At 59.4% G+C, this 12,167-nt stretch carries 9 protein-coding genes; 6 read left to right on the top strand and 3 right to left on the bottom strand.

The window, feature by feature from the left end; all coding sequences use genetic code 11:
- The first annotated feature begins 4 nt into the window (after positions 1–4).
- The 4 genes from ACZ89R_RS12435 to lpxC all read left to right on the top strand — a co-directional run bounded on the left by ACZ89R_RS12435 (position 5) and on the right by lpxC (position 4,431).
- Positions 5–871, top strand: coding sequence for a cell division protein FtsQ/DivIB (locus tag ACZ89R_RS12435; RefSeq protein WP_123494461.1), 867 nt, complete (start codon positions 5–7; stop codon positions 869–871).
- A gap of 15 nt (positions 872–886) precedes the next feature.
- Positions 887–2,146: a cell division protein FtsA gene (ftsA, locus tag ACZ89R_RS12430; protein WP_007904319.1), complete on the top strand. Its 1,260-nt coding sequence runs from the start codon at positions 887–889 to the stop codon at positions 2,144–2,146.
- Between the two features lie 67 nt (positions 2,147–2,213).
- On the top strand, positions 2,214–3,407 hold the full coding sequence (ftsZ, locus tag ACZ89R_RS12425; protein WP_007904318.1) for a cell division protein FtsZ: 1,194 nt from the start codon (positions 2,214–2,216) through the stop codon (positions 3,405–3,407).
- Between the two features lie 112 nt (positions 3,408–3,519).
- Complete coding sequence (gene lpxC / locus ACZ89R_RS12420; protein WP_007904315.1) at positions 3,520–4,431, top strand: UDP-3-O-acyl-N-acetylglucosamine deacetylase; 912 nt, start codon at positions 3,520–3,522, stop codon at positions 4,429–4,431.
- Positions 4,432–4,580: 149 nt separating this feature from the next.
- Here the strand turns inward: lpxC and ACZ89R_RS12415 are convergent, their stop codons facing one another.
- The 3 genes from ACZ89R_RS12415 to ACZ89R_RS12405 form a co-directional block, all read right to left on the bottom strand.
- A complete protein-coding gene (locus tag ACZ89R_RS12415) occupies positions 4,581–6,077 on the bottom strand; it encodes a sensor domain-containing diguanylate cyclase (RefSeq protein WP_429545641.1) in 1,497 nt (498 codons plus the stop codon).
- Between the two features lie 268 nt (positions 6,078–6,345).
- On the bottom strand, positions 6,346–9,438 hold the full coding sequence (locus ACZ89R_RS12410; RefSeq protein WP_429545642.1) for a multidrug efflux RND transporter permease subunit: 3,093 nt from the start codon (positions 9,436–9,438) through the stop codon (positions 6,346–6,348).
- Positions 9,435–10,595, bottom strand: coding sequence for an efflux RND transporter periplasmic adaptor subunit (locus tag ACZ89R_RS12405; protein ID WP_429545643.1), 1,161 nt, complete (start codon positions 10,593–10,595; stop codon positions 9,435–9,437). Before ACZ89R_RS12405 ends, ACZ89R_RS12410 begins: the two co-directional genes overlap by 4 nt.
- A gap of 635 nt (positions 10,596–11,230) precedes the next feature.
- On the opposite strand from ACZ89R_RS12405, the gene ACZ89R_RS12400 reads away from it, so the two are divergent.
- A complete protein-coding gene (locus ACZ89R_RS12400) occupies positions 11,231–11,599 on the top strand; it encodes a DUF6124 family protein (protein WP_429545644.1) in 369 nt (122 codons plus the stop codon).
- Between the two features lie 302 nt (positions 11,600–11,901).
- Complete coding sequence (locus ACZ89R_RS12395; RefSeq protein ID WP_123494455.1) at positions 11,902–12,159, top strand: hypothetical protein; 258 nt, start codon at positions 11,902–11,904, stop codon at positions 12,157–12,159.
- Positions 12,160–12,167 lie beyond the last annotated feature (8 nt).

The following is a 12,167-nucleotide window of genomic DNA, read 5'->3' as shown; positions in this document are numbered from 1 at the left end:
GACCATGCAAGGCGCTCAGCTACGTCATCAGCCTTCCGCACCCGGCCGCAAGCCGGTGCCGCGGGGTGCCAGCCGAATGGTGGCCAAAGAGCCGATGTCTGCGCGCCTGCCGAAAGCCAATTTTGGCTTTCTGAAAAGTCTGTTCTGGCCCGTGCTGCTGGTTGCATTGGGGTTCGGCACTTATGAAGGCGCACAGCGTTTGCTGCCGTACGCCGATCGACCGATCACCAAGATCGCGGTGCAGGGCGACTTGAGTTACATCAGCCAGCAAGCGGTGCAGCAGCGGATCGCCCCCTACGTGGCGTCGAGCTTCTTCACCATCGACCTGGCGGGCATGCGTACCGAGCTTGAACAGATGCCATGGATTGCCCACGCCGAGGTGCGTCGGGTGTGGCCGGATCAGGTGGTGATTCGCCTGGAAGAACAACTGCCGGTGGCCCGCTGGGGCGATGAGTCGCTGCTGAACAACCAGGGGCAGGCGTTCACCCCGCGTGAACTGGCGAACTACGAACACTTGCCACAGCTGTTCGGCCCGCAGCGGGCCCAGCAGCAAGTGATGCAGCAATACCAGGTGCTGAGCCAGATGCTCAGGCCATTAGGCTTCTCGATTGCACGCCTGGAGTTGCGTGAACGAGGCAGTTGGTTCCTGACCACCGGCGCCGGCAGCGCGGGCCCGGGAATCGAACTGCTGCTGGGACGCGGCAAGCTGGTGGAAAAGATGCGCCGCTTCATTGCCATCTATGACAAGACGCTCAAAGAGCAGATTACGAACATTGCGCGCATCGATCTGCGCTACGCCAACGGCCTCGCTGTTGGCTGGCGGGAACCTGTAGCGCCCACGACAGCCCAACCCGCTGTCGCGAAGAATTAAGAAGAGGCAGGACCCATGGCAAACGTGCAAAGCGGCAAAATGATCGTCGGTCTCGATATCGGCACCTCCAAGGTGGTGGCGCTGGTCGGCGAGGTCTCGGACGACGGCACGCTCGAAATCGTCGGGATCGGTACTCATCCGTCCCGCGGCCTGAAAAAAGGCGTAGTGGTGAACATCGAGTCCACCGTCCAGTCGATCCAGCGCGCGATCGAAGAAGCGCAGCTGATGGCCGGTTGCCGGATCCACTCGGCGTTTGTCGGCGTGGCTGGCAATCACATCCGCAGCCTGAACTCCCACGGCATCGTGGCGATTCGTGATCGCGAAGTCAGCTCCGCCGACCTTGAGCGCGTTCTCGACGCTGCCCAGGCGGTGGCGATCCCGGCTGACCAGCGTGTGCTGCACACCCTGCCGCAGGATTACGTGATCGATAACCAGGAAGGCGTTCGCGAGCCGCTGGGTATGTCCGGCGTGCGTCTGGAAGCCAAGGTTCACGTGGTCACTTGCGCCGTCAACGCCGCACAGAACATTGAAAAATGCGTGCGCCGCTGCGGCCTGGAAATCGACGACATCATTCTCGAGCAGTTGGCCTCGGCCTACTCGGTCCTGACCGACGACGAGAAAGAGCTGGGCGTGTGCCTGGTGGACATCGGCGGCGGCACCACTGACATCGCGATCTTCACCGAAGGCGCGATCCGTCACACCGCGGTGATCCCGATTGCGGGCGATCAGGTGACCAACGACATCGCCATGGCGCTGCGCACCCCGACCCAGTACGCCGAAGAAATCAAGATTCGCTACGCCTGCGCCCTGGCCAAACTGGCCGGTGCCGGCGAAACCATCAAGGTGCCGAGCGTCGGCGATCGTCCACCGCGCGAGCTGTCCCGTCAGGCCCTGGCCGAAGTGGTCGAGCCGCGTTACGACGAGCTGTTCACCCTGATCCAGGCCGAACTGCGTCGCAGTGGCTACGAAGACCTGATCCCGGCCGGCATCGTGCTGACTGGCGGTACGTCGAAGATGGAAGGCGCGGTGGAACTGGCCGAAGAGATCTTCCACATGCCGGTTCGCCTGGGCGTGCCCCATGGCGTCAAGGGCCTGGACGACGTGGTCCGCAACCCGATTTATTCCACCGGCGTTGGCCTGTTGATGTACGGCCTGCAGAAGCAGTCCGACGGGATTTCGTTCTCGGGCATCGGCAGCCGCGACAGCTACAGCAATGACGAACCGAAAGTCGCCTTGCTCGATCGCTTCAAGAGCTGGGTACAAGGCAATTTCTAAAGCTTTACCGCAACACCGCTTCAAACAGCAGTAGGCGAAAAAACTAGAGAATGTAAGGAGAGGGAAAATGTTCGAACTCGTAGACAACATCCCCGCAAGCCCGGTAATTAAAGTTATCGGTGTTGGCGGTGGCGGCGGCAACGCTGTCAATCACATGGTCAAGAGCAACATTGAAGGCGTTGAGTTCATCTGCGCCAACACTGATGCCCAAGCGCTGAAAAGCATCGGCGCGCGGACCATCCTGCAACTGGGCACCGGCGTGACCAAAGGCCTGGGCGCCGGCGCCAACCCTGAAGTAGGTCGTCAGGCCGCTCTCGAAGACCGTGAGCGCATTGCCGAAGTCCTGCAGGGCACCAATATGGTGTTCATCACAACCGGCATGGGCGGTGGTACCGGTACCGGTGCTGCGCCGATCATTGCCGAAGTGGCCAAGGAAATGGGGATCCTCACCGTTGCGGTGGTGACCCGTCCGTTCCCGTTCGAAGGTCGCAAGCGTATGCAGATCGCCGACGAAGGCATTCGTCTGCTGTCTGAAAGCGTCGACTCGTTGATCACCATTCCCAACGAGAAGCTGCTGACCATCCTCGGTAAAGACGCAAGCCTGCTGTCGGCTTTCGCCAAGGCCGACGATGTACTGGCCGGTGCCGTTCGCGGTATCTCCGACATCATCAAGCGTCCGGGCATGATCAACGTCGACTTTGCCGACGTGCGTACCGTGATGAGCGAAATGGGCATGGCGATGATGGGCACTGGCTGCGCCAGCGGTCCGAACCGTGCACGCGAAGCCACCGAAGCGGCCATTCGCAACCCGTTGCTCGAAGACGTGAACCTGCAAGGCGCACGCGGCATTCTGGTGAACATCACCGCCGGTCCTGACCTGTCCCTGGGTGAGTACTCCGACGTGGGTAGCATCATCGAAGCCTTCGCTTCCGAGCACGCAATGGTCAAGGTCGGTACCGTTATCGATCCGGACATGCGCGACGAGCTGCACGTGACTGTTGTTGCCACCGGTTTAGGCGCTAAAATCGAGAAGCCTGTAAAGGTCATCGACAATACCGTTCACACCTCGATGGCTTCCCAGCCACAACAACAAGCCCCTGTTCGTCAGGAACAGCCTGCGGTGAATTACCGTGACCTGGATCGTCCGACCGTCATGCGCAACCAGGCTCAGGCCGGTGCTGCGACTGCCGCGAAGATGAACCCGCAAGATGACCTGGACTACCTGGACATCCCGGCTTTCCTGCGTCGTCAGGCCGATTGATGAAATGTATCAGGGGTATTAGGGTGATTGGTGTTCAGCAAAGGTCTGGTCTGCTATCATCGCCAGCCTTTGTTGATACCAGTTCGCAATTTGCGCTGAAGCGGCCCATGCCATGATAAAACAACGCACCCTGAAGAATATTATCCGTGCCACAGGTGTCGGCCTGCACTCCGGGGAGAAGGTCTACCTGACCCTCAAGCCAGCGCCCGTCGACACCGGCATTGTGTTTTGTCGTGCTGACCTCGACCCTGTGGTGCAGATTCCTGCCCGCGCGGAAAACGTTGGCGAAACCACTATGTCGACCACGCTTGTTAGCGGTGACGTCAAAGTGGACACGGTGGAGCACCTGCTCTCGGCCATGGCTGGCCTGGGCATCGATAACGCCTACGTCGAGCTCTCCGCGTCCGAAGTCCCGATCATGGATGGTAGCGCTGGACCCTTCGTATTCCTGATTCAATCGGCCGGCCTGGAAGAACAGGACGCCGCCAAGAAGTTCATCCGGATCCTGCGGGAAGTGACAGTGGAAGACGGCGACAAGCGCGCCACTTTCGTCCCTTTCGAAGGTTTCAAAGTGAGCTTCGAGATCGATTTCGATCACCCGGTTTTCCGTGACCGCACACAAAGTGCAAGCGTGGATTTTTCCAGCACTTCGTTCGTAAAAGAAGTCAGCCGCGCCCGTACCTTTGGTTTCATGAGTGACATCGAGTACCTGCGCAAGCACAACCTCGCACTCGGCGGCAGCGTTGAAAACGCTATTGTGGTCGACGCGGATGGTGTACTGAACGAAGACGGCCTTCGCTATGAAGACGAATTCGTGAAGCACAAGATCCTCGATGCAATTGGTGACCTCTACCTGCTGGGCAATAGCCTGATTGGTGAGTTCAAGGGCTTCAAGTCCGGACATGCATTGAACAACCAGCTGCTGCGCAAGTTGATTGAGCAGACAGATGCTTGGGAAGTCGTGACTTTCGAAGACGCCAGCACTGCACCGATCTCTTACATGCGTCCTGTTGCGGCCGTGTAAGCAAAAAACCTCTCTAGTTTTTAAAGGCTGCCTTCGGGTGGCCTTTTTTTATGCAAAGATCAAAAGATCGCAGCCTTCGGCAGCTCCTACAGGGAAACGCATTCCAAATGCAGGAGCTGCCGAAGGTTGCGATCTTTTGATTCTGGCTTCTAATCCGCGAAAACCACCCGATTGCGCCCACTTTCCTTGGCCTGATACAGCGCCTTGTCTGCCGTATACAACAACTGCTCCAGGCTGATATCGGACGCTGTCGTCCAGGTACTGATACCGATACTGACAGTAATCGGCGACGTATCGCCCCCCACCAACGGCAACTGCTCCACTGCTGCGCGGATGGTGTCGGCAATCTGTTGCGCGCCGACGCTGTCGGTTTCAGCCAGAATCACCGAAAATTCCTCGCCACCGTAACGGGCGACCAGATCCGCCGGCCGTCGAACATGGGTGCCGATCACTTTGGCCACCCGGCGCAAGGCATCGTCGCCGCCCTGATGGCCATGGCGATCGTTGAACGCCTTGAAGCGATCGACATCGATCATCAGCACCGACAATGGCAGACCGGAACGTTGGGCGCGAAACCATTCATGGTGCAAGGCCTGATCCAGGCTTCGACGGTTGGCCAGACCGGTCAAAGGGTCGGTAGCGGCCAGTTGTGCCAGTTCCTGCTCGGCACTTTGACGCCGACGCAATTCCCGGCAGAGCAACCAGGTCAGCCACAGCAAGCTCACACACAGGGCAATGGTCGCGAAGCTGACCACCACCGCAGTGCGCTTCCAGGCCGCAAAGACTTCATCACTTGATAGCGCAACGATGACGATCAACGGCAAGTTCCCGACCTTGGAGAAGGTGTACAAACGCTTGTCCTGGTAGCGGGTGGACATGCTGGTAAAGCTGCCGTTGCCTTCTTTGACGATGCGTTGGAAATTGGGACGGTGACTGAAGTTTTTGCCGATCAGCTCTTCGGCCAGACGTGGTTGCTGAGCCAGAAGAGTCCCGTCCTTGCTGATCAGATTGACCGTGCTGTCGCGGCCGATGCTCAAACTGTTGAACAACTGATCGAAGTAACTTAACCGCATGGCGGCTTCGGCCACGCCCAGGAACTCACCTTGGGGGCCGTTCACCCGGCGGCTGAAACTGATACGCCAATCCTGTTCGGGCGACCTGGCTCTGAAGGGGGGACTGATGAACATGCCCGGGTCCGGGTTATTCACGTGAGACTGGAAGTATTCGCGATCGGCATAGTTGTCCTGCCTGGGCTCCACCGAGGCCGAGTCGGCGATCACGTCGCCCTTGTTGTCGAGCAACAAAATGTTGCCCTTGTACGGCGCGGCGGTGGCGCGGTCGAAATAGGCCAGATGACGAATGGCTGGAGAAACGCTTTTGAGGTCTTCTCGCTGGGAGGCAGCGATCAAACCCAGCAGGGACACATCATAGAGTTCGACATTGCGCAGCACGTCGGCGTCGATCAATTGCACGATATTGTTGGCGGCGCGAGCAGCGGACAATTCGGCATTGGCGCGTTCACGGATCAGCAGGAAGGTCACGATGCTGAGTATCGCAATCACCAACAACACACTGCCAAGAACCAGAAGCCGCTCCGATCGTGTCGAACGGATCGGATGTTGAGATTTCGCACTGCTCACACTCATGGTTCTGACTTCTGCAAATAAGGCGTTAAAGAGTTCTTTTACAAGAATCGGGCAGAGTCCCAGAAACCAGTCGCGTTCAGAGGCGACTATATAAATCCCGAATAAAAAAAAGGCCAGCAAAACATGCTGGCCTTTTGCTAATTGGAGCTTAGAAGACATTCTGCGGGTAGTCGATAATTACCCTGTGTGGATGGTTTGGCAGTTTTGTGGCGAGGGGGCTTGCCCCGTTGGGCTGCGAAGCGGCCCCTGAACCGCGTGAGATCCCGCCTCAGTCCGTGGTTGCCATCGCCGGCAGCGGTGCGGGCTTAGGCCGATGGAATAGCCGCTCAAGCCACAAGTATATGACCGGCGTGGTGAACAGCGTCAGCGCCTGGCTCACCAGCAAACCGCCGACTACAGCGATGCCCAATGGCTGGCGCAGTTCGGCGCCGGTGCCGTAGCCGAGCATCAGCGGCAGGGCGCCGAGCAAGGCGGCGAGGGTGGTCATGATGATCGGCCGGAACCGCGTCATACACGCCTCATAGATCGCCTCTTCCGGCGGCAGGCCTCGGTTGCGTTGGGCTTCCAGCGCGAAGTCGATCATCAGAATGCCGTTTTTCTTGACGATGCCGATCAGCAATACCAGCCCGATCAGCGCCATGATCGAAAAGTCCTGGCCGCAGATCCACAGCATGATCACCGCCCCGAGTCCCGCCGAGGGCAGCGTCGAAATAATGGTCAGCGGGTGCACGAAGCTTTCATACAGAACGCCAAGAATGATGTACACCGCCACCAGCGCCGCCAGAATCAGCCACGGCTGGCTGGCCAGCGAACTCTGGAACGCCTGGGCTGCGCCCTGGAAATTACCGCTGATCGCCACCGGCATGCCGATGTCGGTCTTGGCTTGGTTGAGCATGATCACCGCATCGCCCAACGCGATGCCGGGCGCCAGGTTGAACGACAGGTTGGCCGCCGGGAACATCCCGTCGTGAGCGATGGACAACGGGCCGATGGTTGGCGCATCGAATTTCGCCAGGGCCGACAGCGGCACCATTTCCCCGCTCAGCGGCGAGCGCAGGTAGAAATAGTTGAGGCTTTCGGCCTTGCCGCGCTGTTTGGTGTCCAGTTCCAGAATCACGTTGTATTGGTTGGTCTGGGTCTGGAACTCGTTGATCTGCCGCTGACCGAAGGCGTCGTACAGCGCTTCATCAACATCGCTGGCGGTCAGGCCGAAACGCGCCGCTGCACTGCGGTCGATGCTGATGTGGGTGATGCTGCCGCCCAGTTGCAGGTCGTTGGAAATATCGCGGAACGCCGGGTTGCCGCGCAGTTTTTCCGTCAGGCGCTGGGTCCAGGTGCTCAGGAGTGCCCCGTCGTTGCTCTTGAGCACGTATTGGTACTGCGCGCGGCTCGGGCCGGCGCTGAGGTTGATGTCTTGCCCGGCACGCAGGTACAGCACGATGCCCGGGACTTTCATCAGCTGCGGGCGAATCCGGTCGATGAATTGGCTGGCCGACACGTCTCGGTCGCCGCGTTTTTTCAGCGAAATCCAGAAGCGGCCGTTGGCGATGGTCTGGTTGCTGCCCGCAACGCCGACCGAGTGTGAGAACGTCTCGACGGCAGGATCGGCGGCGACGATTTCGGCCATTGCCAAGTGTTTTTTCACCATGTCGCCGTAGGAAATGTCCGCTGCTGCTTCGGTGGTGCCGAAAACGAAACCGGTGTCTTGTACCGGGAAGAAGCCTTTAGGGATAAATATGTAACCGGCGACGGCCAGCCCCAGCGATAGACCGAATACACCGATCATCAACTTCTGATGGGCGAGGGCGCGGCGCAGGCCTTTCTCATACAGCGCCAGCAAGCGCTCGCCGAAGCCCGATTGGCTGTGTTCCGGCGCACGCATGAATAGCGCGGCCAACGTCGGTGCGAGCGTCAGGGACACCACCACAGAAATCATGATGGTCGAGGTGGCGGTCAGAGCGAACTCCTTGAACAACCGCCCGACCACGCCGCCCATGAACAGCAGCGGAATGAACGCCGCCACCAGCGAGAAACTGATCGAGACCACGGTAAAACCGATCTCGCCGGCGCCCTTGATGGCCGCCTCGCGCATGCCGTCGCCGGCCTCCAGATGGCGGTGAATGTTTTCCACCACCACAATCGCATCGTCCACCACAAACCCGACGGACACCACGATCGCCACCAGCGTCAGGTTATTCAGGCTGAAACCCATGATGTACATCAGGGCAAAACTGGCGATCAGCGACACACCGAGCACCGACGCCACGATCAGGGTCGCCGACAACTGCCGCAGGAACAGCGCCATCACCGCCACCACCAGCAGGATCGCGATCAGCAGAGTGACTTCCACTTCATGCAGCGAAGCGCGGATGGTCTGGGTGCGGTCGATCAACACCTTGACCTGCACCGATGCCGGCAGCATGGCCTCCAGCGTCGGCAGGGCTGCTTGAATACGGTCGACGGTCTCGACGATGTTGGCCCCCGGTTGCCGGAAAATCACCAAGTTCACCCCCGGCTGACCGTCAGCCCAGGCCTGGATGTAGGCGTCTTCCGAACCGTTGACGACTTTGGCCACATCCTTGAGATGAACCGGTGCGCCGTCCTTGTAGGAAACAATCAGCTGACCGTATTCCTCAGGGTGGAACAATTGGTCGTTGGTAGACAAGGTCGAAATACTCGATTCGCCATACAACGCACCTTTGGCCAGGTTGAGGCTGGTCTGCTGGATCGCCAGGCGGATGTCTGCCAGGGTCAGGCCGATGGCGGCGAGTTTGTCCGCCGAGGCCTGCACGCGGATCGCCGGACGTTGCTGACCGGTGATGTTGATATTGCCTACGCCGTCGATCTGGCTGATCTGACGGGCGAGCAGGGTTTCCACCAGGTCACTGACTTCGGTGCCGGGCATTTGCGGCGAGTTGATGCTGAGGATCAGCACCGGGCTGTCGGCCGGATTGACCTTCCTCCAGTTAGGCAGGTTCGGCATGTCTTTGGGCAGTTTGCCGGCGGCGGTGTTGATCGCGGCCTGGACTTCCTGCGCGGCGGTGTCGATGCTTTTGTCGAGGGTGAATTGCAGGGTCAGAATGGTCGAGCCCAGGGCGCTGCTCGAGGTCATCTGGGTCACGCCGGGGATAGCGCTGAATTGCACTTCAAGCGGCGTAGCCACCGACGAGGCCATGGTTTCGGGGTTGGCGCCAGGCAGTTGCGCGGCCACCTGGATGGTCGGGAATTCCGCTTCCGGCAGTGGCGCAATCGACAGTCGCGGGAAGGCGATGACACCGAGCAGCACCAAGGCAAAGGTCAGCAGGACCGTCGCCACCGGATGATCAATGCACCATGCGGAAATCGAGCCATGACCCTTCATGGTTTCGGCTCCGATTGCACCACTTGCGGCGGGTCGGTCACTACCTGCACAGTCGAACCCGGTTTGAGCCGCGACTGCCCGTCACTGACCAGCACATCACCCGGTTTCACGCCTTTGATGAGGTCTTGGCCGCTGCCTTGATAAACGATCTGCACCTGAACGGCTTCGACCTTGTCGCCATTGACCCGGTAGACGAAATGTTGATCGGGGCCACGTTGTACGACGGTGGGTGGCACCACCAGCGCATTTTTATCCAGTGCTGTCTGAATCTTTACCGTTACCAGCAGGCCCGGCCAGAGTTTCTGTGCGGGGTTGGCGAACTCGGCCTTGGCGCGGATGGTCCCGGTATTGGCGTTGATCTGGTTGTCGATCAGGGTCAGGCGGCCTTCGCCTAGCAGGTTGCCGGTTTCACCGTCGGTGTCGGCGCCGATGTAAGCCTTGACCGGCGTGTGCTGTGGATCGTTGATCAGGCCTTGCAGGGTCGGCAACAGGTGTTGCGGCAGGGAAAATCCCACGGCGATCGGGTCGATCTGGGTCACGGTGAACAAGCCTTGGGTGTCAGTCATGCGCAGGAAATTGCCTTCATCCACTGTGCGAATACCGACGCGACCGGTGACCGGGGAGCGAATCTGTGTGTAGGAAAGCTGCACCAGAGCGGCATCGATCGATGCCTGATTGCCTTGGGCGGTGGCTTTGAGTTGGTTGACCAGGGCTTGTTGCTGGTCATAGGTCTGCTTGGACACGCCGTCGTCGACACTCAGCAGTTTGTAACGTTTGAGGTTGACCTGCGCCACTTGCAGTTGCGCCTGGCTTTCGCCCAGTTGCGCCCGGGCCTGGTCGAGGCTGGCGCGGATCGAGCGGTCGTCGATGGTGGCCAGCAGATCACCTTTGTTCACCAGTTGGCCTTCCTTGACCAGCAGTTTGGTGAGGATGCCGTCGATCTGCGGGCGCACGACCACGCTGTGCAGCGAAAGCACCGAGCCAATGCCGCTGATGTAGCGGGGCACGTCTTTTTCGGCGACGCTGACCACTCGTACGGGGATGGCGGTGGAGGGGGCCAGTTTGGTCGTGGCGGGTTTGGCGGCATACCACACGCCCAGCGCTGCCAGGGTGATCAGAAGGGCGGCGAACAGGGCGTTTTTTTTCTGAATTCGCATGCGAGTGGGGCGCCGGGCAGAGTGGTCGGAGTGTTGTCAGGCTTATACCTTCCTTTATAAACCTGTTAGCCCGTCAGGAGAGTGACTGCCGACCAATCCCTCGCGGGTGTACGCACCCCCCCGTAGGAGCCGCCGAAGGCTGCGATCTTTTGATGTTGATTTTCAAGACCAAAAGATCACAGCCTCGTTTCACTCGACAGCTCCTACAGTAATCCGTGTCAGACGAAAATTCGGTGTCAGACGTGGGATTGATCGTTCTCATGCTCCCGCATGGGAATGCTGCCAGGGACGCTCCGTGTTCCGCTTTGAATGTTTAACGGATGTGTCAAAACATGGAACTTTCCCACGCGTTTTTCAGGTTGTCGGCGGACGCGGGCCCAATAACCTTTGGCTGTCGCTGACAACTCAGCGATCGGGTGTGAGAAGCCCGGCAACTTATGGTCATCCAGTGTCTGTACACGCATAATCGCCGCCAGTTAATTAGCTGCCTGCAAATGCGTTATGGCGGCTGTGTGCGGGCGGACTTCGGTCCGGCCGGGTGTCCATAACCGGTCTTCTCACCTCGCACATAGCTGCCACCTCTTCGCCGTGTGAGAAGCGGCAAGTGGAGGCTCCAACGCTGGAGAAATTTTTCAATGGACAAGTTAATCCCTGACCCACCCTCCAACACCACCACCCCCAACGCGGAAGCTTCGCGCACCGAAGAATTACTCAAAGACCGCGAAGCCATAAAACGTGCCCTCGATTACTACCTCGATCCCCCGGCGCCATACACCGAAAAAAAGCGTCGCCCCAGCACCCTGTTCATGGTTGTCCCTGATGCCGATACCGAAAGCCTGCTGGCCCACGCCTGTGAATCGTTGGCCTCAGCGAGTGTCCTGGCCAGCGATTTCGCCAACAACCTGACCGGCCCGCAGCGCCATACGGCGATGGCGATTCAGCAGGTCATCATGCTGGCGGAGTTGGTAGTGAATCGGGCGCTGGATAACGTCGATCCGGCGTAGACACACCGCAAACAATGTGGGAGCGGGCTTGCTCGCGAAGACGGCGGTACATCCAACATCACCGTGACTGACACACCGATTTCGCGAGCAAGCCCGCTCCCACAGGATTTGTGTGTCATACACAGATTTTGTATCGCTGCCCTTGTGGGAGCGGGCTTGCTCGCGAAAGCGGCAGGTCGGTCAGCACAAAACCCGACGGACTCACTTGCGGCGTGAAGCTTGCGGCCCCCGACACAGGTATACTGCCGCCTTTCGCGGCTCGCCTACCGGGCCCGACTCTTTAAGCATCACCCGGAGCTTTCATGACTTCCCCGACACAACCGCCGGTTGCCGACGCTTTGAGCGACGACCAGGCAGACCTGCCAGCCAGCGTCGACTCCAGCGCAGACAGCGAAACCAAAGCGGCGATTCCAGCGTTCAAGTTTCCGTTCAAACCAGGGGAATTGGCTGCGGCGAAGAATGCCAGCCAGCCTTGGTACAAGAATGGCGCGAAGAATGGCCATACCAAGACTCCCGGCGCAGCACCTCCCGGCACGCGTCGTTCGATGGGTAAACGCTGATAGTCAGG

Source organism: Pseudomonas sp. TE3728 (assembly GCF_056279145.1).
Note: the sequence above shows the minus strand (reverse complement) of the source record. Positions and strands in the feature narration are given on the sequence as shown.